The sequence below is a fragment of the Kutzneria kofuensis genome (genome assembly GCF_014203355.1).
In the GTDB taxonomy this organism is placed as follows: domain Bacteria; phylum Actinomycetota; class Actinomycetes; order Mycobacteriales; family Pseudonocardiaceae; genus Kutzneria; species Kutzneria kofuensis.
On sequence record NZ_JACHIR010000001.1, the window covers coordinates 2934645 to 2960924 of the forward strand.

The following is a 26280-nucleotide window of genomic DNA, read 5'->3' on the forward strand; positions in this document are numbered from 1 at the left end:
GTCAACCCAATCAGATGACGCCTACCGGTGGTGATGCGTTGCTCACATTTGCCGGTTCGTCACACCGCGAACCGGTCCGGATCGGCCGCCGCCCAGTCGGCTGCCCACCCCTGCGGGGCCTCGTTCAGCAGCTGGCCCGGGGCCAGCCATTCGTACAGCTCGGCGTAGGTGCGGACGGTCACCGGGTCGGTTCGGCGGCACAGCATGTGCGGGCGCAGGTCGCCGGGGCCGGCGAGTCCCATCGAGGACATGATCTGCACGGCGCTGTGCACCGTGGACTGCTGGAAGCGTTGCACCCGCAACGACTTGTCCTCGACGTCCAGCGCACGGGCACGGCGCGGGTCCTGCGTGGTGACGCCGACCGGGCAGCGGTTGGTGTGGCAGCGCTGCGCCTGGATGCAGCCGACCGCGAACATCATCGCCCGCGCCGCGTTGGTGTAGTCGGCACCCTGCAGCAGGCGCTTGACGATGTCGCTGCCGGTGGCGACCTTTCCGCTGGCGCCGACCTTGATCCGGTCCCGCAGGCCGGCGCCGACCAGGGCGTTGTGCACGGTGATCAGGCCCTCGGTCAGCGGCGTGCCGAGGTTGTCGGCGTATTCGAGCGGGGCCGCGCCGGTGCCGCCCTCCGAGCCGTCCACGATGATGAAGTCGGGGGTGGTTCCCTCGTCCAGCATCGCCTTGCACACCGCCAGGAACTGCCGGCGGGATCCGAGGCACAGCTTGAAGCCCGCCGGCTTGCCGCCGGCCAGCTCCCGCATGTGCGCGATGAAGCGGACCAGTTCCCGGGGCGTGTCGAAGACCTGGTGATAGGGCGGGGAGATCACCGTCTGGCCGACCGGCACGTCCCGCACCGAGGCGATCTCCGCGTTGACCTTGCTGCCCGGCAGCACACCGCCGACACCCGGCTTCGCGCCCTGCGACAGCTTCAGCGACACGCAGCGGACGCTGTCGTGCGCCGCCTTGTCCGCGAACTCCTTCTCGTCGAACCCGCCGTTCTTGGTGCGGCAGCCGAAGTAGCCGGTGCCGATCTCCCACACCACGTCGCCGCCGTGCCGCAGGTGGTACTCGGACAGGCCGCCTTCACCGGTGTCGTGGGCGAATCCGCCGAGTTTGGCCCCTTTGTTCAGCGCCAACACCGCGTTCGCCGACAGCGAGCCGAAGCTCATCGCCGAGACGTTCAGCAGCGCCATCTCGTACGGCTGCGTGCAGTCCGGGCCGCCGATGGTGACCCTCGGCGGGTGGTGCGGGATCGGCAGCGGGGCCATCGAGGCGGTGAGGAACTCGTGGCCGGTCGAGTACACGTCCCGCTCCGTGCCGAACGGCTCCTCCGCGTCCGTGCCCTTGGCCCGCTGGTAGACGATGCTGCGCACGTCCCGGTCGTACGGGCGGCCGTCGAAGTTCCGTTCGATGAAGTACTGCTGCAACTCCGGCCGCAGGGCCTCCAGCAGGAAGCGCATGTGCCCGAGCACAGGGTAGTTCCGCAGCACCGAGTGCCGGCGCTGGATCAGGTCGTATGCACCCAGAACCGCCACCGCGAGCAACGGGGCCGCCAGGTTCAGCCACCAGGGCGAGACCGCCACGACCAGCGTGACCGACGCCAACGCCACCAGCCACAGCACCGCCACCACAGTGATCCGCACGGGGGAAAGTCAACACCGATGGCGGCCCGGATGCATCCGCTGATGGAATAGTGCGGGCCATGCGGAGGAAGACCGCGACGGCGCGGCGGGCCGAGGTGCTCGAGGAGACGCTCACCCAGATCCGCGCGCTGGGCATGGCCGCCGTGCGGGTCGCCGACGTGGCCGAGGCGAGCGGCGTCAGCCCAGCCTTGATCATCTACCATTTCGGCACCAAGGAGAACCTGCTGTCCGAGGCCCTCGTGCACGCCTCGGCCCAGGACTTGTCCACTTTGGACTCCATCGTCGGCGCCCCCGGCTCGCCCGCCTTCCGTCTGCTGGCCGCCCTGGACTGGTACTCCCCGACCGGTCCGGCCCGGGGTTGGACGATCTGGATCGACGCCTGGTCCGTCGCCGTCCGCGACCGCGCCCTGGCCAAGGTGCTGGCCGATCTCCAGCGGCGGTGGATCGTCGCCATCGCTGCCGTCATCGACGACGGCGTCGCCGCCGGCCTGTTCCACACCGCCGACTCCTCGGCCGCCGCCGCCCGCCTCACGTCCTTCCTGGACGGTCTGGCCGTGCGGGCCGTCGTGCACAAGACCAGGACCTCCCGACGCGACCTCCGCTCGTGGTTGATCCGCCAGGTCTCCTGGGAACTCTCCGTCGATCCCGACGAGTTGAGCGGCTCTTAGCAAACCTTTTCTTGACACCCCTTCCACGGCACTCACATACTGAACCGCAGTTCAGTACGGGAGGTGTCCGTGGCTCCGCTGCTCGAAGTGACGTGGACCGATCCCGTCACCGATCGCAAGGGCTTCCTGGTCATCGACCGGCTCGTTCGGGGCGTCTGCTCCGGCGGCTTGCGGATGCGGGCCGGCTGCACCCTGGACGAGGTTCGCGGGCTCGCCGCCGGCATGACCCGCAAAGAGGCCCTCTACTACCGGCCTTCCAATCGCTACGTTCCGCTCGGCGGCGCCAAGGGCGGAATCGACTGCGATCCACACGATCCCCATATGCGAGGTATCCTCACCCGTTACCTCCAAGGCGTCCGGGCATTGCTGGAGCGCCACTGGACCACCGGCGAAGACCTTGGTCTACAACAGAAACTCATCGACGACGTCGTCACCGAGATCGGCTTGGAGAGTTCCATCCAGGCCGTCTACCCCCTTCTGCCCGACCGCGCCGCCGCCGTCTCCCGCCTGCGCCGTGCCTTCTCCCTGGATGTCGACGGCATCGGCCTGGCCGATCTCGCCGGCGGCATCGGTGTTGCCGAGGCCGTGCTGGCTTCCCTCGCCGAACTCGGCCTTCCTTTCGACGGCACCCGTGTCGTCATCCAGGGCTTCGGTTCCATGGGTGGCTCCACCGCCCGCTACCTCGCCCAGGCCGGTCTCCGGATTGTCGCCATCGCCGACGCCCTCGGCGTCATCGCCAACCCTTCCGGCCTGGACGTGGAGCTCCTTCTCCGCTCCCGCAACGCCTTCGGCGAGATCCCTCGCTCCGCCCTCCGCCCCGGCGACGTCCAACTCCCTCCCGACGCCTGGCTCTCCGTCGACGCCGACGTCCTCGTCCCCGCCGCCGTCAGCTACTGCATCACTGCCGCCAACCAGGGCCAGGTGCGCGCCCGACTCATCGTCGAAGCCGCCAACATGCCCGTCCTCCCCGCCGCCGAGTCCCTCCTCACCGCCCGGGGCGTGCATGTCGTCCCCGACTTCGTCGCCAACTCCGCGACCAACGCCTGGTGGTGGTGGACCCTCTTCGGCGACATCGAGGCGTCCGTTCCCCAGGCCACACACCAGATCCGCACCGAGATGCGCCGCATCCTCACCACCGTCTTCGCCCTCTCCCGCACCACCGCCACCTCCCTCCGCCAGGCCGCCCTCACGTTCACCCAGGCCCAACTCGCCACCATCTCCACGCTGTCCTGAGAGCACCGGGAGCTTGGAGTCGACGTCGTGCTGGATGGGCTCGTGGCGGTTGCCCCTGGCAGGCGAGCGAAGCGATGCCCACCCACCACGCCCGACTCACACCCACGACCGAAGGGCGATGCGCAGCAAGCCCGATTGCAACGTGCAGGCGGCCGAATCCCGCGCGCGGGCGATGCGCAGCGAGCCCGCCCGGTGGGCGACGGCGAAGCCGAGCCCGAAGGGGGGTGCAGGGGGGCGAAGCCCGCCCTGCCTTGGGGTGTGGGGCGAGAGCCCCACAAGGAACCCGGAAACGAGAAACGGCTCGCGCTCTTCGCGAGCACGAGCCGTCCCGAGTGGAGGTGCCGGGAATCGAACCCGGGTCCTCTGTCGCCTCATCAGGGCTTCTCCGTGTGCAGTCCGCTGTGTCTCTGCTCGGCCCCACCGTTCACGCGGACGAGACGGTGTGACGGGCCCAGTCGCTGTGGTTGTCCCGCAGTCCCCCGCGACCGGGTTCTGCGGTTTAGCCTCCTAGCTGATGCCGGCTACCGGGTCGGAGGCGGTCCCGGGCCGACAGACTCACTCAGGCTGCTCAGGCAGCGAGAGCGAAGTCAGCGCGACTGTTAGTCTTGGCGCTTATTGGTTTGCGGCGACGCTTGAAGGTGGTCTCTCGCCTGCACCTACACGCTTCCCCTGACTCAACGTCCAGAGTCGAAACCGTTCACCCCCTCGTCGTGGGTCTGACACTCAAAGCATAACGCTTCCGCGTGGTCGGATCATCCCGGTTCACGCGATGGCGGAGCCGCTGGCGATGAGGGTGACGGAGATCGCGGCGAGGGCGAGGCCGAGGCGTTGGACGCGGCCGGTGCGTTCGCCGAGGACGAGGCGGGCCATGAGCACGGTGGCGGCTGGGTAGAGCGAGGTCAGCACGCTGACGACGGCGAGCAGCCCGGTGCGCAGGGCGAGCAGGAACGCGGTGTTGCAGACGGCGTCGAGGAGCCCGGCGGTGACGGACAGGGCGACGGCGGACCGTTCCGGCATGCGGAATTGACCGGCGACCAGGGCCGCGGCCAGCACGAGGGCGGTGGCGGTGCCGCGGGACACGACGAGCGGCCACAGCCCGCTGTCGTCGGGCAACTGGTCGAGCAGCACGAAGTAGACGGCGAAGGCGGCGCCGGAGCCGACGGTGAGCCAGCCGACGCGGACGGTGAATCGCACGGGCCCGGCTTCGTCGACGGCGGTGCGTTCTTCGCGGCTGACGAGCACGACGGCGATGACGGCGAGCAGCGCGCCGCCGATGGCGACGGCCCCGAGGGGTTCGCCGGTGACGAGCCCGAACACGAGCGGCAGCCCGGCGACGAGCAGCGCGGTCAGCGGCGACACGACGTTCATGGGCCCGGTGGCGAGCGCGCTGTAGAACCAGATGATGGCGAGGCCGTTGGCGGCGCCGCCGATCATGGCGATGACCAGGTCGAACCCGCCGAGGTGGCCGCCGGCCAGCGGGGCGACGAGCAGCAGACCGGCAAGGCCGACGGGGTAGGTGACCAGCACGACCCGCAGCACGTGGGTGCGTCGCGACGCGAGCCCGCCGACAAAGTCGCTCAGCCCGTACCCCAGCGCCGCCACCAGCGCAAACACCATCGATCCCACGGTCACATCATCCAGCAACCGCGATATTTACGGAATCCTTGCCCACCTGCCGGACAGATCACACATCGAGTACTCCATTCGAGTGAATCTGACGGTTGCGCGTCAGAGTTGGCCGCGAAACCTGTCCAACACAGTGTGGCCGTCCACTCCCGCATCGGCGGCCCGCCGGAGGCCCCCGTTCACCCCCAGGTCTTACGGACGGGGGCTTCTTCACGCCCCGAGCCGGAGCAGCCGCGCCGGGGTGTCGTGCAGGACCCGCCGCAGGAAGTCGGTGCCCAGCCCCCACGACTCGATCGCCCGCAGCTGCGTCGCGTAGTCGTACGGGATGTTCGGGAAGTCGGTGCCGAGGGCCACCCGGTCACCGAGGTCGGCCAGCCGCGCCGACCAGTCCGCCGGCACCGGGGACATCCGTTCCGCGAACGGCGTCCCGACCATGGTGGTGTCCAGAAAAACGGTTTCATACGACGCCGCCAGCCGTAGCGCCTCGTCGAACTCGGGCATCCCGGCGTGCGCCAGCACGACCACCAGCCGCGGATGCCGCCGCAGGACCTGCTCGAACAGCGACAACCCGGTGAACTCCCCCGGCACCGGCCCGTGCCCACAGTGGATCACCACCGGCACCCCGGCCTCGGCCAGCAGCCCCCAGGCCGGCTCCAGCAGCTCGTCCCGCGGGTCGTACCCGCCGACCTGCACGTGCGCCTTCACGCACCGAGCGCCGGCGGCGACCGCGTCACCCAGGTACGAAACGACCCCCGGCTCCGGGTACAGCGTCGCCGTCGGCACCGCCCCCGGCGTCCGGGCGCCGAAGTCCATCGCCCACGACGTCAGCCACGACGCCATTCCCGGCTTGTGCGGATACACCAGCGGCGCGAATCCGGTCACGCCGAACGACCGCAGCGCCGAAAGCCGGTCGGCCTCGGGCAGCCGGTAGTGGATCGGCCACTCCACCCCGTAGTGCACGGCGGCGTCGTCGAAATACGCCCACACCTTGTCCATCACACGGGTGGGCAGGAAATGCACGTGCAGATCGACAAGGCCGGGCAGGCCCAGTGAACGGACCCACCCGGCGATCTCGGTGTCATCGACCGGCGGAGCGACCGAGGAGCCAATCCCGGCCGCGTCGCCTGCGGGGCGGTTAATCGCGGCGGCCCTTGGCCCAGCGCCCCATGGCGCGGCTGGCCTCGCGCTCCGCGTCCTTCTTGGCCAGCGCCTGCCGCTTGTCCCAGGACTTCTTGCCCTTGGCCAGCGCGAGCTCGACCTTGACCTTGCCGTCCTTGAAGTACATCGACAGCGGCACCAGGCTCAGGCCGCTCTCCTTGGTCTTGCCGATGAGCTTGAGGATCTCGCTCTTGTGCAGCAACAGCTTCCGGTTGCGGCGCGGCTCGTGGTTGGTCCACGTGCCCATCTCGTACTCGGTGATGTGCAGCCCGCGCAGCCAGACCTCGCCGTCGTCGACGGTGGCGAAGGCGTCCACAAGGGACGCCCGCCCCGCCCGCAGGCTCTTCACCTCGGTGCCCATCAGCACGACACCGCACTCATAGGTGTCCACGATGGAGTAATCGTGGCGCGCCTTGCGGTTGGTCGCGATGGCCTTGCGGCCCTGTTCCTTGGGCATGATCCGATTTTACGTCCGCGCGACAACCGGTTACTACAGCCGCACGTACAGGCGGAGGGTCACGTAGCCGGTGATGGCCGAGATGACCACGGCGACGCCGACCAGGATCGGCGAGATGGCCACCACGTCCAGCAGGTCCAGCCGCGGCAGCACGCCGGAGGCGATCGGCCCGGACAGCGCGCTGTCCAGGAAGAACACCTTGGCCAGGCCCAGGCCGACGATGCCGAGGATGGAGCCGATGATGCCGGCGACGACGGCCTCGATGAGGAACGGCAGCTGCGTGTACCAGCGGGTGGCGCCGACCAGACGCATGATGCCGACCTCGACCCTTCGGGTGAACGCCGACACCTGGATCGTGTTGGATATCAGCAGCACCGCGGCGGCGGCCTGCACCAGCGCGATCAGGAACACCGCGTACCGGACGCTGTCCAGGATGCCGAAGAAGCGCTGCAGGAAGACGCCCTGGTCGTCGACGGTCTTCACGCCGGGCTTGCCGGTGAACGCCTTGACCAGCACGTCGGCCTTGCTCGGGTCGGCCAGCCGGACCTGCAGCGTGGCCGGCAGCGACTCCGGCCGGGTCAGCCGCAGCAGCTCCGGCTCGGCCTGGAACAGCTGCTGGAAGCGCTGGAAGCTCTGCTGCCGGTTCTGGAAGGTGACGGCCTCGACGTTGCTCGAGCCCTGGAGGTCGCGCTGCAGGTTGGCGCAGATCGACGAGGAGCAGTTGTTGTCGTTGGCGCTGATGTCGTCGGTGAGGCTCACCATGACCTGCACCTTGTCGGAGTAGATCAGCTGCATCTTGTCGATCATGCGCACGATGAGCAGACCACCGCCGAGCAGGCCGAGCGAGATCGCCGTGGTCAGGATCATCGCGATGGTCATCGTGATGTTCCGGCGCAGACCGGTGATCACTTCGCTGAAGACGAAACTGGCACGCATCGGGGTTGACGTTCCTTGGCTCGGGGATTCATGGCGTCCGCGGGGGACGGGCGCCTGCGGGGCTAGCGGCCGATCCCGTAGACGCCCCTGGCGTCGTCGCGGATGACCCTGCCGTGGTCGAGCTCCACCACGCGGCGCCGCATGGAGTCGACGATCGAGTGGTCGTGGGTGGCCATCAGCACCGTCGTGCCGGTGCGGTTGATCCGCTCCAGCAGCAGCATGATGTCCTGGCTGGTGTCGGGGTCCAGGTTTCCGGTCGGCTCGTCGGCGATGAGCACCAGCGGCCGGTTGACGAAGGCGCGGGCGATCGCCACGCGCTGCTGCTCGCCGCCGGACAGTTCCGTCGGCATCCGGTCGGCCTTGCCGTCGAGGCCGACCAGCTGCAGGACTTCGGGCACGACCTTCTGGATGGTGTGCCGGGGCTTGCCAATGACCTCAAGGGCGAAGGCGACGTTCTCGGCGACCGTCTTGGTCGGCAGCAGCCGGAAGTCCTGGAAGACGCAGCCGATGGACTGGCGCAGCCGCGGGACGCGGCGCCGGGCCATCTTGGCGACGTCGAAGTTGGACACGTAGACGCGCCCCTTGCTGGGCACCTCTTCGCGCAACAGCAGTCGCAGGAAGGTCGACTTCCCGGAGCCGGACGGGCCGATGAGGAACACGAACTCGCCCTTGCCCATCTCGACACTGACGTTGTCGAGCGCGGGCCGGGTGGAGGTCTTGTAGACCTTGGTGACGTGTTCGAGCCGGATCACGGTCGGCGAGCTTACCCGCGACCGTTACCGGGTCGACATCTAGCCCCGTCCGGGTGAGTTTTCGACAGCGTCAGCTCACACGGATTTCATGACATCCGGTCACTGCCCGGAGCTGCGCCGCCACCGGATACCGGCCTCCAGGAAGCCGTCGATGTCGCCGTCGAGCACCGCCGAGGGGTTGCCGACCTCGTACTCGGTCCGCAGGTCCTTGACCATCTGGTACGGGTGCAGCACGTAGGACCGCATCTGGTTGCCCCAGCTGGAGCCGCCGTCGCCCTTCAGGGCGTTGATCTTGGCCTGCTCCTCCTGGCGGCGCCGCTCGAGCAGCTTCGCCTGCAGCACGGCCATCGCCGACGCCTTGTTCTGCAGCTGGGAGCGCTCGTTCTGGCAGGACACCACGATGCCGGTCGGGATGTGGGTCAGCCGGACCGCCGAGTCGGTGGTGTTGACGCCCTGGCCACCGGGGCCGGAGGAGCGGTAGACGTCCACGCGCAGGTCCTTCTCGTCGATGTCGACGTGGTCGGTCTGCTCGACCACCGGCACCACCTCGACGCCGGCGAAGGAGGTCTGCCGGCGGCCCTGGTTGTCGAACGGCGAGATGCGCACCAGCCGGTGCGTGCCCTGCTCGACGGAGAGGGTGCCGTAGGCGTAGGGGGCCTTGACCTGGAACGTCGCCGACTTGATGCCGGCCTCTTCCGCGTAGGAGGTGTCGTAGACCTCGGTCGGGTAGCCGTGCCGCTCCGCCCAGCGCAGGTACATGCGCATCAGCATCTCGGCGAAGTCGGCCGCGTCCACGCCGCCGGCCTCGGAACGCACCGTGACCAGCGCCTGGCGCTCGTCGTACTCGCCGGAGAGCAGGGTGCGGACCTCGAGCTGGGCGATCTCCTCGCGCAGCTTGGCCCGCTCGGCGTCGGCCTCGGCCACGCTGTCCGCGTCGTCGGCGTCCTCGGCCAGCTCGTAGAGCACGGCCACGTCGTCCAGCCGCTGCCGGACGCCGGACACGCGGCGCAGTTCGCCCTGCTTGTGCGAGAGCTGGCTGGTGACCTGCTGCGCCTTCTCGACGTCGTCCCACAGGTCCGGACGGGCCGCGTCGGCCTCCAGCCGCTCGATGTCCGCGCGCAGCTTGTCGAGGTCCATGACGGCCTCGACACTCGCCAGGGTCGCGGACAGGTCCTTGAGGTCGGCTTCGACGTCCGGGTTCACAACAAGCAAGATTACGTCAGGGGGGAGTAACACTGCTGGGCCGGTCCGGTCCAGCAGTGTCGACTCTCCCCATCAGCTCGTCGGAATGCTCTCCAGGAGCTTGAGCACGGCCTTGGCGTGGGCCAGCGCGAACTCGGCCACCGCCTTGGCGTACGGGTCCTCGGCGGACTTTGCGGCCGACCGGTGGGTCTCCTGCTCCGCCCCGTAGACCACCTTGGCCGACTCGACCAGTCCGGCACGCTGCTTGGGCGTCAGCGAGCTGGCGTGCACCAGCCGCAGGATCAGCGGCGAGCGCAGGTGGTCGGGACCGGGTTCGGTGGTCAGCCAGGTCTTGAAGGCCTTCTTGCCGGCAGCGGTGATCACGTACTGCTGGCTGGAGCGCGGGCCCTGCTTGCCCAACTTGAGCAGGCCCTGCTCGGCCAGCGCCGGCAGCTCCCGGTAGACCTGACTGCGGGTCACGCTGAAGAACGCGCCGAAGCGCTCACCGGCCGCCGTGACCAGCTGCCCGCCGGTCTTGGGACCGTCGTGCAGCAATCCGAGCAGTGCAGCGGCAGTTGCGTTCAGTTCAGACACCCCACTACGGTGCCACGGCAACGAGCGGCTGTCCACAATGGTCTGCCGTTCAGTCCACAGTGGCTGATCACCGAATGGCCTTGCCGTTGCGCCGTCCGGAGCAGCGTGCGAGCGGTTCGTTACCCAATCGGCGCAAGAATCCGGCCGGTGGAGGGTGGCGGGAACAGGGCGTAAGCCGCAGAATCCCCCGGGTGACCGCTCCGACCACCACTCGTTCATCCTTCCACCGACGGGCGCGGATCCGTTCCGCCGTTGGGAGGAGCTAGGCGATGTTCGGCTTCCTGGTTCGCCGACTGATCAATTACATCGTGCTCTGCGTGGTGGCGACATTCCTGTCCTTCACGCTGTCCTCGATCTCGTTCGACCCGTTGAGCCTGCTCAGGCAGCACAACCCGCCGCCACCCGCGGCCACGATCGAGGCCAAGCGCGTCGAGCTGCACCTGGACCAACCGATTCCGGTGCGCTTCCTGACCTGGGGCGAAGGCGTGCTGCACGGTGACTTCGGCGAGACCACCAAGGATCACGCCATCACCGACGAGTTGTGGCGCCGCGTGGGTGTGAGCCTTCGGCTGTTCCTGCTGGGCATCACCATCGGCATCGCCCTCGGTGTGTTGATCGGGGTGGCCAGCGCCGTCCGTCAGTACAAGTTCTTCGACTACATCTCGACACTCTTCTCCTATGTGATCCTCGCGACCCCGGTGCTCGTGCTCGGCCCGTTGGTGAAGCAGGTTGCCCAGGCGATCAACAACGCCACCGGCAGCGAGTGGCTGCAGTTCACCGGTGAGTACAGCGGAACCCTCGATCCCGACGCCGGCTGGCTGGCCGCCTTCGACGAGCGGCTGCGCTTCCTGATCGTGCCGACGGTGACCATCGTCCTCGGCCAGATCGCCTACTACAGCCGCTACCAGCGCAGCGCGATGCTGGACGTGCTGGGCAGCGACTTCCTGCGTACCGCACAGGCGAAGGGCCTGACCCGGCGGCGCGCGTTCTTCAAGCACGGCCTGCGCACCGCGCTGATCCCGATGGCCACGTTGTTCGCCTTCGGTTTCGGCCTGCTGGTGGTGGGCGGCGTGTTCACCGAGACCATCTTCAACTGGCAGGGCATGGGTGCCTGGCTGGTGCAGGGCATCAACGACCAGGACACCAACGTCACCGCCACGGTGACGCTGTTCGTGGCCGTCTGCGTGCTGCTGTCGGGTTGGCTCTCCGACGTCCTGTACGCCCTGCTCGACCCGCGGATCCGGGTGTAGGAGGCCAGAAGCACATGAGCACCACCGTGAACCCGGCCGCCGCCGACGAAGCCGCGGCCGACATCCCGCAGAGCAAGCCGGTCTCCCGCGGCGCCCTGGTGCGCCGCCGGTTCATGCGCAACCGCTGGGCGCTCGGCGGCATCATCGTCATCGCCCTGCTGTACGTCGTGGCCTTCAGCTATCCGCTGTTCTCGCCGTACAGCTACGAGTTCCACGACACCAGCCTCACCTACGACCCGCCGTCGCTGACGCACTGGTTCGGCACCGACAACATCGGCACCGACATGTTCGTGGCGTGCATGCGCGGCCTGCAGAAGTCGCTGACGATCGGCCTGCTCGTCGGCGTGATCTCGACCGCGCTGTCGGCGGTCGTCGGCGCGGCCGCGGGCTTCTTCGGCGGCATCACCGACCGCGCCCTGATGTGGCTGGTCGACCTGCTGCTGGTGCTGCCGTCGTTCCTGATCATCAGCATCGCCAGCCCGCTGTTCAAGGGATCGAGCTGGCTGATCCTGGTCGTGCTGCTGGTGCTGTTCCAGTGGATGATCACCGCTCGCATCGTGCGCGGCATGACGCTGACGCTGAAGACGCGGGAGTACGTGAGCGCGGCGCGATTCATGGGCCAGTCCCCGTGGCGCACCATCTTCAAGCACATCGTGCCGAACATGTCCTCGCTGCTGATCGTGGACGCCACGATCAACGTCGGCAGCGCGGTGCTGCAGGAGTCGGGCCTGAGCTACTTCGGCTTCGGCGTGCAGCCCCCGGACGTGTCGCTGGGCACGCTGATCTCCGTCGGCACCGGCTCGGCGCTGACCTTCCCGTGGCTGTTCTACGCGCCCGCGGTGCTGCTGATCATCACCCTGCTGTCGGTCGCCGTGGTCGGCGACGGCCTGCGCGACGCGCTGGACCCGACGGCATCCCGCGCCCGCCGCCGGGAGAAGCGAAAGGACAAGCTGGCATGAGCACCTCCGAGATCACGCTGGACGAGGGGCTCCTCGACGCCGGCGGGGACGGACCGGTGCTGGAGGTCGCCGACCTCGACGTCTCGTTCCCCAGCGAGTCCGGCCGGGTGCACGCGGTGCGCGGCCTGAGCTACGAGGTGGCCCGCGGCGAGGTGCTGGGCATCGTCGGCGAGTCCGGCTCCGGCAAGTCGGTGTCCTCGCTGGCGGTCATGGGCCTGCTGCCCGAACAGGCACGGATCACCGGTTCCATCCGCTTCCAGGGCCAGCAGCTGCTGGGGCTGTCCGACGTGCAGCTGTCGAAGATCCGGGGCCGCCGGATCTCCATGGTCTTCCAGGACCCGCTGTCCGCGCTGACGCCGGTGTACACCGTCGGCGACCAGATCGCGGAGGCGCTGCTGATCCACGGCAAGGGCAGGCTGTCCAGGCAGGCGGCCGCGAACCGGTCGGTGGAGCTGCTGGACCTGGTCGGCATCCCGAACGCGGCGGCGCGCTCGAAGGCGTTCCCGCACGAGTTCTCCGGCGGCATGCGGCAGCGCGCGGTGATCGCGATGGCGATCGCCAATGACCCGGACCTGATCATCGCCGACGAGCCGACCACCGCGCTGGACGTGACCGTGCAGGCGCAGGTGCTCGAGGTGCTCAAGACGGCCAAGGAGGTGACCGGCGCCGGCATCGTGATCATCACCCACGACCTCGGCGTGGTCGCCGGCTTCGCCGACCGGCTGATGGTGATGTACGCCGGCCGCGCGGTGGAGTCCGGGCACGTCAACGAGGTCTATCAGCAGCCGCGGATGCCGTACACGCTCGGCCTGCTGGGGTCGCTGCCCCGGCTGGACGCCGCCGAGAAGCTGCCGCTGGTGCCGATCAAGGGCCAGCCGCCGTCGCTGACGCACCTGCCGCCGGGCTGCCCGTTCGCGCCGCGCTGCCCGATGGCGATCGACGACTGCCTCACCGCCGAGCCGGAGCTGTCCGAAGTGGACAGCACGAGCGGGCACCGGGCGGCGTGCATCCGCAGCGCGGAGCTGGCCGCCACCGAGGCCGCCGTCGACGACGACATCGAGGGCGTCGAGGCCAGCAACGCGGCCGCGATCGAGGCGGCCGTCGAGGTGTTCGGCGCGGAACTGGTCGAGGAGCCCAAGGCCGCCCTGCGGCCGCGGGACGAGCGGCCGACCGTGCTGGCGGTGGACTCGCTGGTCAAGCACTTCTCGGTGACCAAGGGCGTTGTGCTCAAGCGCAAGGTCGGCACCGTGCACGCCGTGGACGGCGTCAGCTTCGAGGTGCGGGAGCAGGAGACCCTCGGCCTCGTCGGCGAGTCCGGCTGCGGCAAGACCACCACGCTGATGCAGATCCTCGGGCTGGAGCGGCCCGCGGGCGGCAGCATCTCCGTGCTGGGCAAGGATGTGTCCGGTTTGGACGGCAAGGGGCGCAAGGCAATCCGCCGGGACATGCAGGTCGTGTTCCAGGATCCGTTGGCCTCGCTGGACCCTCGGATGCCGATCGGTGACGTGCTGGCCGAACCCATGCAGGTGCACGGTTTCGACGCCGCGCACATCCGCAAGCGCATCCCGGAGCTGCTGGACCTGGTCGGCCTGCGGGCCGAGCACGCGGACCGCTACCCCGCCGAGTTCTCCGGCGGCCAGCGGCAGCGCATCGGCATCGCCCGGGCGCTGGCGCTCGAGCCGAAGCTGCTGGTGCTGGACGAGCCCGTGTCCGCGCTGGACGTGTCCATCCAGGCCGGCGTGATCAACCTGCTCGACCGGCTCAAGGCCGAGCTCGGGCTGTCCTACCTGTTCGTCGCGCACGACCTGTCCGTGGTCCGGCACATCGCCGACCGCGTCGCCGTGATGTATCTCGGCAAGATCATCGAGATCGGTGACGTGGACTCGGTGTTCGGCGCGCCGAGCCACCCGTACACCCAGGCCCTGCTGTCCGCGATCCCGATCCCGGACCCGGTCAAGGAGCGGGCGCGCGAGCGCATCATCCTGTCCGGCGACCTGCCCAGCCCGGCCAACCCGCCCTCGGGCTGTCGTTTCCGCACCCGTTGCTTCCTGCACGCCACACTGTCCGATTCGGACAAGGCGAAATGCATCGAGGTGGAGCCGCCCCGCGAGTCCCAGGGCGAGGACCACGAGGTGGCCTGTCATTTCGCCCGTACGAAACAGGTGGTCTGATACCGATGAACCGAAAGCTTCTGGGGGCGCTGGCCGTGGCGGCGCTGCTCGTCACGGCCTGCGGCGGAGGAAACTCCGGCGGCAACGGGCTGAAGCCCAACGAGTCCATCACGGGTAAGAACGACATCAACGCCCAGCCGGCGGACAAGATCAAGCAGGGCGGCATCCTGCAGTGGCCGATCGACCAGCTGTCGGACAACTGGAACCCGGCCCAGACCGACGGGTCGACCCAGACCGGCACGTGGATGATCAACGCCATGCTGCCGTGGCTGTTCACCGCGCAGCAGGACAACACGCTGGCGCTGAACAAGGACTACCTCACCTCGGCCGACCTGGTGTCGTCCAGCCCCGAGGTGGTCGAATACAAGATCAGCCCGAAGGCGAAGTGGTCCAACGGCCGCGCCATCAGCTGGGAGGACTTCCAGTCCAACTGGCAGGCGTGCAACGGCAAGAAGTCCGACTACCAGTGCAACAGCACGACCGGCCTGGAGAACATCGAGAAGGTCGAGCGCGGCAGCGACGACCAGGACGTGAAGGTCACGTTCGCCAAGCCGTTCGGTGAGTGGCAGAGCCTGTTCTCCCCACTGACTCCCAAGGAGCTCAACGCCACGGCGGACGAGTTCAACAAGGGCTGGGAGGACGAGCCGAAGATCACCGCCGGCCCGTTCAAGGTCGGCAAGATCGACCTGACCGCCAAGACGGTGTCGCTGGTGCCCGACCCGAACTGGTGGGGCGCCAAGCCGCACCTGGACCAGATCCTGTTCAAGGTGGTCAGCCGCAACGCGCTGCCGGACGCGCTGGCCAGCGGCGCGGTCGACTTCTACCGGATCGGCTCCAGCGTGGACCTGTACCAGCGGGCCAAGACGATCTCGGGCGTGACTATCCGGCAGTCCACCGAGTCCCAGTACAACCTGCTGGACTTCAACGGGGCCGACGGCACACCGCTGCACGACCAGGCCACCCGGGTGGCCGTGGAGCAGGCGGTGGACACCAAGAGCATCGCCAAGGCGCTGCTCGGCCCGATGAGCAGCGACCCGACGCCGCTGGGCAACCACTTCTTCGTCAAGGGCACCAAGTACTACAAGGACAACTCCGCGCCGATCAAGTTCGACCCGGAGGCGGCCAAGAAGAAGCTGGACGAGCTGGGCTACAAGCAGAGCGGCGACTTCCGGGCCAAGGACGGCAAGGAGCTCGACCTCAACTTCGTGATCGACTCCGGCAACCCGATCAGCACCGCGATCTCGGGTTTGGTGCAGGCCCAGCTGAAGACGGTCGGCATCAACGCGAAGATCAACTCGGTGCCGGCGGCGGAGCTGTTCAAGAACTACGTCCGCCGCGGCGCCTTCGACCTGGTGGCCTACGGCCTGTCCGCGCCGCCGCAGCCGATCTCGGCCAACGCGCCGACGTTCTACTACACGCCGGGCAACAACCAGTCGAACTACGCCGCGATCGGCAACGACACCATCAACAAGCTGCTCGACCAGGCCGGCTCCGAGCTGGACGAGAACAAGCGGATCGACCTGATCCAGCAGGCCGACACCGAGATCTGGAAGGAGGGGCACATCCTGCCCACCTACCAGGTCCCCGGCGCCTACGCGGTGCGCAACACGCTTGCCAACTTCGGCGCGTTCGGCTTCGCGCAGTACCCGTTCGACTACGTCGACATGGGTTTCCTCAAGTGAACAGACGGACGATTCCGTGACGGCTGGCCCGGCGACGACACCGTCGCCGGGCCAGTGTCGCAACTGGGGAGGAATCACCCAAGGTGCGCGCCGCGGCACAGCAGGTGACCATGGGCGGGCCGTGGGGCAGGGAGGCGACCGACCGACGACGTCGTCGGTCGGTTACGAGGAACAACGGAGGTCAGTTCGATGGGCAGAAGGAAGGTGCTGGCGCTCGCGGCGCCGGTGCTCGCGGCGGCGCTCACCCTCAGCGCCTGCGGCGGCGGAGGTGGCGGCGCGGGCCAGCTGCCGAAGGCCGACACCAAGGCCGGCGTCAACGACATCAACCCGCAGCCGGATGACAAGATCAAGGACGGCGGAACGCTGCAGTTCCCCATCGACTCACCGTCCGCGAACTGGAACCAGAACGAGGTCGACGGCAACGACGTCGCCAGCGCCCGGCTGTCCAACACGGTGGAGCCGTGGGTGTTCGTGGAGAACGCGGACGCCTCGCTCTCGTCCAACAAGGACATCGTGAGCTCGGTCGACGTGGCCTCCACCAGCCCGCAGGTGATCGAGTACAAGATCAACCCGAAGGCCAAGTGGTCCAACGGCCGAGCCATCAGCTGGGAGGACTTCCAGGCCCAGTGGAAGGCCCTCAACGGCACCAACTCGGCCTACCAGGTGGCCAGCACCACCGGCTACGAGGACATCGGCAACGTCGAGAAGGGCAGCGACGACCAGGACGTCAAGGTCACCTTCTCCAAGCCGTTCGGTGAGTGGAAGTCGCTGTTCAGCCCGCTCTACCCGAAGGAGCTGAACTCCGACCCCAACGAGTTCAACACCGGCTGGGTGGACGCGCCGAAGATCACCGCCGGCCCGTTCAAGATCGGCAAGATCGACCAGACCGCGAAGACCGTCGAGGTCGTCCGCGACCCCAACTGGTGGGGTAAGAAGCCGCACCTGGACAGCATCCTGTTCAAGGTGCTGACCCGCCCGTCCCTGCCGGACGCGATGGCCTCCGGCGCGATCGACGTGGCCGACACCAACGCGCTGCTCGACGCGATCACCCGCTACAAGACGATGCAGAACGTCAAGCTGCGCCAGGCCGTCGCGCCGGACACCGTGCACATGACGCTCAACGGCGGCCAGGGCCGCATCCTGGCCGACCAGAAGCTGCGCCAGGCCATCTTCAAGGCCGTCGACCGGCAGGGCATCGCCAACGCGGAGATCGGCAAGATCACGCCCAACCCGCCGCTGCTGGGCAACCACATCTACGCGCAGGGCACCAAGGAGTACCAGGACAACACCGGTGACCTGAAGTACAACGTCGACCAGGCCAAGAAGGACCTGGACGCGCTGGGCTGGAAGATGAACGGCCAGTACCGGTCCAAGGACGGCAAGGAGCTGGACGTGACCTACGTCAGCTCCAGCACGCCGGCCTCCGACGACACCGGCAAGATCCTGCAGCAGCAGCTGGCCCAGGTCGGCGTCAAGGTCACCATCAACGCGGTGCCCACCGCCGACTTCTTCCCGAAGTACATCAACGTCGGCAACTTCGACCTGTGCACGTTCCGCTGGATCGCCGGCAGCACGCCGATGTCGGGCAGCAAGGGCATCTACTCGCTCGACCTGCAGAACCCGGCCAACGTGCAGCAGAACTACGGTCACGTCGGCAGCCAGGCCATCAACGACGCGTTCACCAAGGCCGTCGGCGAGCTCGACGACACCAAGCGCGCCCAGATGGCCAACGACATCGACAAGCAGCTCTGGGACATCGCGGGCGAGCTCCCGCTGTACCAGCTGCCGGGCGCGGTCGCCACGAAGGCCAACGTCGCCAACTACGGCGCGATGGGCTTCGCGACCAACCCGATCGACTACATCAACATCGGTTTCACCAAGTAAGCGGACACAGCAAGCGGGGCTCGCGCGTCATGCGCGAGCCCCGCTCGTTTTGTGTCCGAAAGCGACGGTCGCTGGCGTCGGGCACAGCGCACGGACCGGGTGGGAGCGCTGCTTCGCACCGCGCTGACCCCCAGTTTTGGTCAGCGCGGGGCGAGCGGCTCGACCACCCGGCCCGTGCTGACCCTATTCAACCCAAGCCCACTGTCGCGTCGCTGTCTCCGTGCGACGGGACCCGGTTGACCTGCGCTTACTTGGCCCAGCCGATGTCGGTGTACTTGATGCTGGCCAGGCCCGAGTTGCCGAAGTTGGCCAGGCCGTTGCGGACGGCCACGATGGACGGCCGCTGGTAGAGCGGCAGCGAGTGGCCCAGCGCCCACACCTGCTTGTCCACCTCGTTGAGCAGCGCGTACCGCTTGTCCTGGTCCAGCTCCGACGACGCCTGGTCGAGCAGCTTGTTGATGCTCTCGTCGCCGATCCGGCCGGAGTTGCCCAGCGCCTGGTCACCGGTGGTGAACCAGCTCTGCGCGTTGTTGACCGGCGGCGCGCCGTCGCCCATCTGCGCGAAGTTGGCGATGTCGAAGTCGCCGGGCGTGATGTGCTCGTCGAAGAAGGTGTTCGGGTCGTCCTGCACGATCTGCAGGTCGACGCCGATCGCCGCGAGCTGCTGCTGCACCAGCTGGGCCTCGTCAAGGGCGGACTTCACGCCGCCGGGGATGGCGTTGCGAATGCTCAGCTGCTTGCCGTTCTTGCTGCGGACCTTGGCGCCGGGCGCGAGCGTCCAGCCGTCGGCGTCCAGCTCCTTCTTGGCCTCGTCCGGGTTGTACAGGTAACCGGCGGAGTTGTCCTGGTAGCCGGGGAAGCCGGGCAGGAAGATGTGGTTGCCCAGCGGCTTGGCGTCCGGCAGCAGCTGGCTGATCTCGGCCTTGGCGATCGGGTCGCGGTTGATGCCCTTGATGATGGCGACGCGCAGCTTCTGGTCGTTGAGGATGGAGTTGCCGGCGCCGTTGAACACGATCTCGCGGTAGTTGGGCAGGTTGGCCCGCCGCAGCGTCACGTTCTTCATCGCCGAGGTGCGCTTGAAGGCGTCGATGTTGGAGGCGACGCTCGCGAAGTCGAACGCGCCGCTGGCCAGGCCGTCCACCTCGACGTTGGCGCTGGAGTAGTACTTGAAGACGATCTTGTCCAGCTTGGGCTTGTCGCCCCACCAGTTCGGGTCCGGCACCACGGTCACGTTGTTGCCGGTCTTGTCCAGGTTGCCGACCTTGAACGGACCCGCGGTGACCTTCGGCTCGTCCTTCCAGCCCTTGTTGAACTCCTCCGGGTTGGAGGTCATCGACTTCGGGTAGAGCACGTTGAACAGGTTGGACCACTCGGCGAGCTTCGGGTTGTAGGTGACGGTGAAGTCGTAGTCGTCACTGCCCTTGCTGATGTCGGAGATGCTCGAGTAGCCGGCCGTGCTCAGCGGCTGGTACGCCGTGTTCTTGCCGTTGAGCGCCTGCCACTCGGACTTGTAGTCCTCCCAGGTGATCGGCGTGCCGTCGCTCCACTTGGCCTTCGGGTTGAGCTTGTACTCGACCTTCTGCGGGTCGGTGGACACCAGCTTGAAGGACTGCACGTAGTCCGGGTCGGGGCCCCAGTTTCCGGAGGCGTCGGCGATGGCCGGCGTCGGCTCGAACGACTGGACGACCGGCGGGATGTCACCGCTGCTGGCGTCGATGGCGAGCATGTTGAAGTTCGCCGGATAGGCCTGGACACCCCACTGCAGGATGCCGCCGTCCTTCACCTCGTCCCGCAACATCGGGTTGATGTCGTTCTGACCGATCTGCTTGGTGGGCGGCGGCGCGGAGGAACCTGCCGATCCCCCACAGGCAGACAACAGCAGCGCGGACGCGGTGACCGTGACGGCGACCGCGAGCAGCGCACGTGGCGTTCGACTCACGAGCTTGCCTTTCCCCTTGAAGCCCCCAGTTCCCAGTTCGTCACACTATGCAGGTGACAGTCGAGTCTCGCGCGTTTCCCACCCTGCGGGAACCTACGGAAGGCGGGCTGGGCAGGATGTGAGCTCATGGGCATCCGGACGCGCGCTGTACGACACGGCTTGGCCGCCACCGTCCTTGTGCTGGCCGTTTGCGCCATAGTGGCCGCGTTCTCCGCCGCCACCCTGTCCGCCGCGCGCGCCGAGCTGGCCCCGCTCACCGCCCGCACCACGGCCCACGTGACCGCCGTCGACCACGATGCGGACACAGCCACCGTCACCTGGACCCTGCCGTCCGGCGGTGCGGCCCAGGCCACTGTCCCGCTCGACTCCACGCCGCCCGCCGTCGGCGCGAGCGTCCTCGTCGGCTACGACCATTCCGCGCCGGCCCACGCCGTCATCCCCGGCGCCTCGGTGCTCATCGCCGCCGACCGCTCCAGCGGTGAGCTCCTGTTCATCGCCATCGCCGCCGGCCTGATGGTCCTGGTGACCTCGGTCCGCCTCTTGTCCCGCCTCGGTCTCACCCACCGCCCCCAGGTCCGGATTCCCGTCCGCCGGGTCCGCGTCCAGTCCGGCCTGATGGCCCGCTCATGGCTGGAGACCGAGGACCTGCCCCGCCGCTGGATCCCCGTCTACTTCGACCCGGTCCTGGTCACCCTGGCCACCCCCAGCACCGTCGCCCTGCACGGCGACCCTCGCCGCAACCGCCTGGTCGCCGCCCTCATCGACGGTGTCGTGCTCTATCCGTCGGGCCGGGTCGTCAAGGACGACCCGCAGGGCCGGCGGGTCGACAACCCGTCCGAGATCGACGATTCGGTCCGGGCACGCGCCGTAACCGTCCGCGGTCTGCTCCGCCAGCTCCGCGCCGATGTCGTCCTGATCGTTCCGGCTCCGATAATCGGCCTGCTCTGGGCGTTCTTGGATGGCAGCGGCTTCTGGAGTTGGCTCGGCGCCACCGTCATCACCGCGTCTCTGGCCCTCTGGCTGGCCGCCCTGCGCGGCTCCGATCCTTCGTGACGCACACCACACGTAGGCCTTGACCCGGTAATTGCTGTGTTCCGGGGTCCCCGGACGGCATGGATCGTCACCGGCCGTGATCCCGTACGCCCATCCCAGTGTCCCGATCATCCTCCGAATCGGTGGAGTTGGGCTCGCCCTCTTCGGGGTGCGCCGATGTCACGGGACCATCACCGCGGGTGGGCGGCTGTCCACCGGAGGTGATGGGCGGAGGTGCCGCTGTGGGCATGAAGTGGATGGAGCACAAGGTTGTGCAGCACGCGCGTGCGTGGGCCTCAGGAGGCATTCCCGGGCAGGCCGGCAAGGACGAGTGTGTGGTGTGCGGGAAGCAGATCCGCAAGCATCGCAAGGTGACCGGCGAGGGCCGGGTCTGCTCTGTGGCCTGCGCCCATTTCTGGGTAGAGAACATGAGCTGACCCCCACCGTGCGCCGGCCACCCCGGCGCACTCCCCAATCCACCCCACCCCAGCCACACACGCCGGGCGAGCGAAGCGCAGCCCCAACCGGGGGCGAGCGAAGCGAAGTCCCGAGGGGGCGTGGGGCGAAGCCCCACATCGGGGGTCTGGGGGTCGCCCCCCAGAACAAAAAGCGAAAGATCCCTGTTTGCCATCGGCAAACAGGGATCTCCCAATCTGTAGCGGGGACAGGATTTGAACCTGCGACCTCTGGGTTATGAGCCCAGCGAGCTACCGAGCTGCTCCACCCCGCGTCGGTAATAACTACCCTACCCGACCCGTCCACCCTATTACAAATCGCCCCCCGAAAACCCACCTGACCAGCACTTTCCCCACGAAGCCACCCGCGTGCGCAGGGCCTGGTTCGTTCGCCTGAGTCCAAGATTCCGCCGAGCACTCTCCCACCACCCCCAGGCGAGCGCAGCGAAGCCCTACCCCACCCACCCAGCACACACCACCCCCGGGACGAGCGAAGCGAAGTCCCGAAGGGGGGTGCAGGGGGGCGAAGCCCGCCCTGCCTTGGGGTCTGGGGGTCGCCCCCCAGAACAAAAAGCGAAAGATCCCTGTTTGCCATCGGCAAACAGGGATCTCCCAATCTGTAGCGGGGACAGGATTTGAACCTGCGACCTCTGGGTTATGAGCCCAGCGAGCTACCGAGCTGCTCCACCCCGCGTCGGTAATTACTACTGTACGGGGTGGTTGCCGCTGGATGCAAATCAGGTGTCCGTCACGTGACTGAGGTCATCTTCCGCCGCCGGTGGTGGTGGGGTTGGTGCTGGGGTTGTTGGCGGCGTTGAACTCCTTGGTGGCGTCGTCGAGTGCCTTGTAGGCGTTGCCGAGGGCTTGGAAGTCGCCGCTCTGCTGGGCGCTCTTGATGGCGGCGAGCGCGGCCTGGATGTCGGCGACGGCCTTGGCCATGTCGGGGCTGTTGTTGTTGGGCTGCCCGGTTGTGGTGGTGGGGCTGCTGCCGGTGGTTCCGGTGTTGCCGTTGCCGCCGTTGCCGCCGCCGGTAACCGGGGTGGCGCCGCTGAGTGCCTGGTTGAGGGCGTCGGTGAAGGTGGGTGCGAAGCCGACGCCGCCGTTGTAGCTGACGAGCACTCGGGACAGCTGCGGGTAGGACGAGTTGGAGTTGGCGCTCTGGCTCTGTTCGACGTAGACGGGTTCGACGTAGAGCAGGCTGCCGCCGACGGGCAGGGTCAGCAGGTTGCCGTACTTGATGTTGGTGGCCTGCTGCCGGAACAGGTTGAGCTGGTTGGCGTTGGTGGTGATGAACTGGGTCTGCATGAGCTTGGGACCCGGTGTCTGGGTGTCGGTGGGCAGCTGGAGCACGGTTATCTTGCCGTAGTTGGGCCCTGGGTCGGATGCCACGGACACGTAGGCGGACATGAAGTCGCGGCCGAGGAACACGAGCGGGCTGGTGAGCTGGAAGCTGGCCTTGCCGTCGGGGCTGGCCGGGCTGCCGGACATCACGTAGTAGGGCGGCTGCGGCGAGGTCTGCTGCTGGATGGCCTGCGTGCTGGTGGGGTTGTCGACCGCGGTGGGGTCGCTGGGCACGCTCCAGAAGCCGACGCTGGAGAAGAAGTTCTGCGGGTTGGTGACGTGGTACTTGGCGAGCAGGCCGCGCTGCACCTTGAACAGGTCTTCCGGGTAGCGGAAGTGGGCGCGCAGCTGCGGGCTGATGTCGCTGCTGGGCTGCACGGTGCCGGGGTAGACGGCTTCCCACGCCTTGAGCACGGGGTCGGTGTCGTCGACGGCGTACAGCTTCACCTGGCCGGTGTAGGCGTCCACTGTGGCCTTGACGGAGTTGCGGATGTAGGCGACGCCCTGGTTGGGCTGGCGCGGCGTGTTGGCGTTGGCGTTGAGCGAGTCGGTGGTGGCGTCGCCGAGTTGGGTCTGCTGCGAGTACGGGTAGTTGGTGAGCGTGGTGTACCCGTCGACGATCCATTCGATGTTGCCGTCGATGACCGCCGGGTAGGGGTCGCTGTCGAGGGTGAGCCAGGGCGCGACATTCTTCACGCGGTCGGCGGGGTCGCGGTAGTACATGATCTTCGAGTTGTCGGTGATGGCCGAGTTGAACAGGATGTTCCGCTCGCCGTAGTACCCCGCGAACACGAGCCGGTTGAACCAGTTGCCGATGGGGACGCCGCCGCTGCCCTGGTAGGTGTACTTGGTGGCGTCGGTGTCGTATTCCTGGCCGTCGCTGGGGTTCTGCCCGTCGGGGCCGCCGACGATGGCGTAGTCGTTGGCGTCGCCCTGCAGCTCGCCGTAGTAGATGCGGGGCTGCTTGACGGTGATCTCGCCCTCGCTGACCTTGCCGTCGGAGCCGAGCTCGCTGACGGTGAAGTCGGGGTAGCCGGTCGAGGTGACGGTGCTGGCCTTGGCCGCGACGAAGCCGTTTCCGTGCGTGTAGACCAGGTGCTCGTTGATCCAGTTCTTCTGGCTCTCGGCCAGCCCGTTGGTGTTGATCTCGCGGGCGGCGACGATGTAGTCGCTGGTGACGCCGTTGACCGTGTAGCGGTCGATGTCCAGCTTCGGCGGGAAGTCGTAGAAGTTGCGGCCCTGCCGGAACTGCTTGAACGTCGGGTACAGCACGCTCGGGTCGAGCAGCCGGGCGTTGGACACCGTCGGCACGTCGGTCTTGACCTGGTCGGTGGACGCGGTCGGCTTGTTGTCGTAGTTCTTGTAGCTGACCTTGTCGTCACCGAGCCCGAAGGCGTCCTTGGTGGCCGCGATGTTGTGCGTGATCGGGACCGATTCCTTCTCGTTCGCGTTGGGCGCGACCGAGAACTGCTGCAACACGGCCGGCCAGGCGACGCCGATCAGCAGGCTGGACAGCACCAGCAGCGCCGTGGCGATGGCCGGCAGCTGCAGGTTGCGCAGGAAGGCGCCGGCGAAGAAGGCGGCCGCGCAGAACACCGCGATGCACAGCAGGATCAGCTTGGCCGGCATGACCGCGTTGAGCGCGGTGTAGGTGGCGCCGAAGGCCTGCGGGTTGCTCTGCGAGAACAGCAGGTCGTACCGGTCGAAGAAGTAGGCGACGGCCTTGAACAGCACGAACACGCCGGCGATCACCGACAGCTGGATGCGGGCCGGGCCGGACAGCTGGCCGCCGCGGCCGGCGAACCGGATGGCGCCGAACAGGTAGTGCGTGATCAGCGCGCCGAAGAAGGACAGCGCCGCCGAGACGAACAGCCAGTTCAGCATCCACTCGTAGAACGGCAGCGTGAAGACGAAGAAGCCGACGTCGATGTTGAAGATCGGGTCGGTCTTGCCGAAGGAGGTGCCGTGCAGGAACAGCTGCGCCTGCTGCCAGTCGTTCATGGCGGTGACCGCGGACAGGAAGCCGACGATCACCGGGATGCCGATGCCGAACAGCTTGAGCCGGCGGCTGACGACCATGCGGTAGCGCGAGACGGGATCGTCCGGTCCGGACAGTGGCACGAACACCGGCCGGCTGCGGTAGGCGACGAGCAGGTTGGCCCACACCAGGCCGCCGACCACGACGCCGACGACGAGGAACAGCACGAGCTTGGTGAGCAGCGTCGTGGTGAACACCGAGCGGAAGCCGACCTCGCCGTACCAGAGCCAGTCGATGTAGGTCGACAGCACCCGGGAGCTGAGGATCAGCCCGATCAGCACGATCACCCCGACGACGATCAGGATGCGGCTGCGTCGGGACAGCGTGGGTAGTCCGACGGGAGGCCGGTTTGCCACGGGGCACGCTCCTACGGGTTGCGGTCGGCGTAACGCGGACGCGACCCTGCCGGGTCTCGCCACCTGTGACAACTCTACGGACGGTGTCCTGAGTTCCACGTCCGGGACACCCGCCGGCCCGGCGGGTGGGTGGGCGGAGGCATCGGGACCGGGCGGGCGGGTGTTTCGGGACCGGGCGGTCGCGTGAGCTGTCGGTCACGGATGGGACGATGGGCGGCGTGCCTTCTGTTGACGACGCCGACGAGACCCGGCCGACGCTGCTGCCCGCCCTGGCCCGCGAGGTCGAGGAGTTCGTCTCCGCCGCCGGCTGGGACCAGGCGCCGCAGCTGTTCGCGCTGGTACCGACCGCCGAGCTGATCGCCCAGCAGCCGGAGCTGCGCGAGCAGTTGGACCCGGCCGCCTCGCTCACCCCCATCGCGCAGGAGGAACTGCCCGGCGAGGACCTCGGCGACGCGCTGGCCAGCATCGTGTGGCCCGACGCCGTCACCGGCTGCGCCCTCGCCCAGGAGATCGTCGTGCTGCCGCCCGACGCCGAGGCCGAGATCGACTCCGTCGCCGAGGACACCACCGTGCTGCGTCGGGTTGCCGCCGAGCACCCCCAGCGCCGCGAGGCCCGCCTGGTCGCCGCCGTGCTGCGTGACGGCACCGCCGCCTGCGTCCTGCGCCTGCGCGGCGACCAGGACCGTCCCGATGAGATCGTCGAGCACCCCGAGCTCGCCCCCAACCTCACCGGTGCCCTCCTGCAGACCCTCCGCCCGTAGCCGGCGAGTCCTCTCGCGGGCACCGGCTCCGCTCGGCCACGAAGGCCGCCTTGGTCCCATCCACCGCGAGCAAGGCCGCCTTCGCTGGCACGCCCTCCCCAGCCCCGGCCTCGCGCCTCGCCCCTCCGGCGAACCCACCCCAGCCCCGGCCTCGCCCCTCGCCTCC

Annotated in this window: 20 protein-coding genes, 2 tRNA genes and 1 other RNA gene; 10 read left to right on the plus strand and 13 right to left on the minus strand. The window is 68.1% G+C overall.

What is annotated here, in order from left to right:
- Positions 1 to 59 precede the first annotated feature (59 nt).
- Entirely contained in the window at positions 60 to 1640 is a 1581-nt protein-coding gene (locus BJ998_RS13300; RefSeq protein WP_184861609.1) for an FMN-binding glutamate synthase family protein, read from the minus strand.
- Between the two features lie 59 nt (positions 1641 to 1699).
- Between BJ998_RS13300 and BJ998_RS13305 the strand changes: the two genes are divergently transcribed.
- Positions 1700 to 2308 carry a TetR/AcrR family transcriptional regulator gene (locus tag BJ998_RS13305; RefSeq protein ID WP_184861611.1) on the plus strand — a complete coding sequence of 203 codons (609 nt, stop codon included), beginning with the start codon at positions 1700 to 1702 and terminating at the stop codon, positions 2306 to 2308.
- A gap of 69 nt (positions 2309 to 2377) precedes the next feature.
- On the plus strand, positions 2378 to 3541 hold the full coding sequence (locus BJ998_RS13310; RefSeq protein ID WP_312890090.1) for a Glu/Leu/Phe/Val dehydrogenase dimerization domain-containing protein: 1164 nt from the start codon (positions 2378 to 2380) through the stop codon (positions 3539 to 3541).
- A gap of 330 nt (positions 3542 to 3871) precedes the next feature.
- On the opposite strand, the gene ssrA is transcribed toward BJ998_RS13310, so the two are convergent.
- The 8 genes from ssrA to BJ998_RS13350 all read right to left on the minus strand — a co-directional run bounded on the left by ssrA (position 3872) and on the right by BJ998_RS13350 (position 10246).
- Positions 3872 to 4246, minus strand: a transfer-messenger RNA (tmRNA) gene (gene ssrA / locus BJ998_RS13315).
- Positions 4247 to 4303: 57 nt separating this feature from the next.
- Positions 4304 to 5158: a DMT family transporter gene (locus BJ998_RS13320; RefSeq protein WP_221337995.1), complete on the minus strand. Its 855-nt coding sequence runs from the start codon at positions 5156 to 5158 to the stop codon at positions 4304 to 4306.
- A gap of 219 nt (positions 5159 to 5377) precedes the next feature.
- Positions 5378 to 6187, minus strand: coding sequence for an amidohydrolase family protein (locus BJ998_RS13325; RefSeq protein WP_312890091.1), 810 nt, complete (start codon positions 6185 to 6187; stop codon positions 5378 to 5380).
- Between the two features lie 115 nt (positions 6188 to 6302).
- On the minus strand, positions 6303 to 6782 hold the full coding sequence (gene smpB / locus BJ998_RS13330) for an SsrA-binding protein SmpB (protein ID WP_184861622.1): 480 nt from the start codon (positions 6780 to 6782) through the stop codon (positions 6303 to 6305).
- 33 nt (positions 6783 to 6815) lie between these two features.
- Complete coding sequence (ftsX, locus tag BJ998_RS13335) at positions 6816 to 7718, minus strand: permease-like cell division protein FtsX (RefSeq protein ID WP_184861624.1); 903 nt, start codon at positions 7716 to 7718, stop codon at positions 6816 to 6818.
- 62 nt (positions 7719 to 7780) lie between these two features.
- The gene (ftsE, locus tag BJ998_RS13340) at positions 7781 to 8470 is read right to left on the minus strand and encodes a cell division ATP-binding protein FtsE (RefSeq protein WP_184861626.1); all 690 of its coding nucleotides are present in this window, start codon (positions 8468 to 8470) and stop codon (positions 7781 to 7783) included.
- A 99-nt stretch (positions 8471 to 8569) separates the two neighbouring features.
- Complete coding sequence (prfB, locus tag BJ998_RS13345) at positions 8570 to 9673, minus strand: peptide chain release factor 2 (RefSeq protein ID WP_184861628.1); 1104 nt, start codon at positions 9671 to 9673, stop codon at positions 8570 to 8572.
- Between the two features lie 72 nt (positions 9674 to 9745).
- Positions 9746 to 10246, minus strand: a complete 501-nt coding sequence (locus BJ998_RS13350) for a PadR family transcriptional regulator (RefSeq protein ID WP_043730106.1) — start codon at positions 10244 to 10246, stop codon at positions 9746 to 9748.
- 269 nt (positions 10247 to 10515) lie between these two features.
- On the opposite strand from BJ998_RS13350, the gene BJ998_RS13355 reads away from it, so the two are divergent.
- The 5 genes from BJ998_RS13355 (at position 10516) to BJ998_RS13375 (ending at position 18192) form a co-directional block, all read left to right on the plus strand.
- The gene (locus BJ998_RS13355; RefSeq protein WP_184861630.1) at positions 10516 to 11496 is read left to right on the plus strand and encodes an ABC transporter permease; all 981 of its coding nucleotides are present in this window, start codon (positions 10516 to 10518) and stop codon (positions 11494 to 11496) included.
- 14 nt (positions 11497 to 11510) lie between these two features.
- On the plus strand, positions 11511 to 12455 hold the full coding sequence (locus BJ998_RS13360; RefSeq protein WP_184861632.1) for an ABC transporter permease: 945 nt from the start codon (positions 11511 to 11513) through the stop codon (positions 12453 to 12455).
- A complete protein-coding gene (locus tag BJ998_RS13365) occupies positions 12452 to 14626 on the plus strand; it encodes an ABC transporter ATP-binding protein (protein WP_184861634.1) in 2175 nt (724 codons plus the stop codon). The genes BJ998_RS13360 and BJ998_RS13365 overlap by 4 nt, the downstream gene beginning before the upstream one ends.
- Positions 14627 to 14631: 5 nt before the next feature.
- Positions 14632 to 16308: an ABC transporter family substrate-binding protein gene (locus tag BJ998_RS13370; protein WP_184861636.1), complete on the plus strand. Its 1677-nt coding sequence runs from the start codon at positions 14632 to 14634 to the stop codon at positions 16306 to 16308.
- Positions 16309 to 16497: 189 nt separating this feature from the next.
- Positions 16498 to 18192 carry an ABC transporter family substrate-binding protein gene (locus BJ998_RS13375; protein WP_221337997.1) on the plus strand — a complete coding sequence of 565 codons (1695 nt, stop codon included), beginning with the start codon at positions 16498 to 16500 and terminating at the stop codon, positions 18190 to 18192.
- A 247-nt stretch (positions 18193 to 18439) separates the two neighbouring features.
- Here the strand turns inward: BJ998_RS13375 and BJ998_RS13380 are convergent, their stop codons facing one another.
- Positions 18440 to 20131: an ABC transporter family substrate-binding protein gene (locus BJ998_RS13380; RefSeq protein ID WP_184861638.1), complete on the minus strand. Its 1692-nt coding sequence runs from the start codon at positions 20129 to 20131 to the stop codon at positions 18440 to 18442.
- 126 nt (positions 20132 to 20257) lie between these two features.
- Between BJ998_RS13380 and BJ998_RS13385 the strand changes: the two genes are divergently transcribed.
- Together BJ998_RS13385 and BJ998_RS13390 are read left to right on the plus strand one after the other, a co-directional pair.
- Complete coding sequence (locus BJ998_RS13385; protein WP_184861640.1) at positions 20258 to 21184, plus strand: hypothetical protein; 927 nt, start codon at positions 20258 to 20260, stop codon at positions 21182 to 21184.
- Positions 21185 to 21411: 227 nt separating this feature from the next.
- Positions 21412 to 21600, plus strand: coding sequence for a hypothetical protein (locus tag BJ998_RS13390; protein WP_246016105.1), 189 nt, complete (start codon positions 21412 to 21414; stop codon positions 21598 to 21600).
- Between the two features lie 219 nt (positions 21601 to 21819).
- Here the strand turns inward: BJ998_RS13390 and BJ998_RS13395 are convergent.
- The 3 genes from BJ998_RS13395 to BJ998_RS13405 all read right to left on the minus strand — a co-directional run bounded on the left by BJ998_RS13395 (position 21820) and on the right by BJ998_RS13405 (position 25353).
- Positions 21820 to 21893 (minus strand) — tRNA-Met (locus BJ998_RS13395).
- A gap of 345 nt (positions 21894 to 22238) precedes the next feature.
- Positions 22239 to 22312, minus strand: a tRNA-Met gene (locus BJ998_RS13400).
- Positions 22313 to 22380: 68 nt separating this feature from the next.
- Positions 22381 to 25353: a UPF0182 family protein gene (locus BJ998_RS13405; protein ID WP_184861642.1), complete on the minus strand. Its 2973-nt coding sequence runs from the start codon at positions 25351 to 25353 to the stop codon at positions 22381 to 22383.
- Positions 25354 to 25562: 209 nt separating this feature from the next.
- On the opposite strand from BJ998_RS13405, the gene BJ998_RS13410 reads away from it, so the two are divergent.
- Complete coding sequence (locus BJ998_RS13410; RefSeq protein ID WP_184861644.1) at positions 25563 to 26114, plus strand: PPA1309 family protein; 552 nt, start codon at positions 25563 to 25565, stop codon at positions 26112 to 26114.
- Positions 26115 to 26280: the final 166 nt, after the last annotated feature.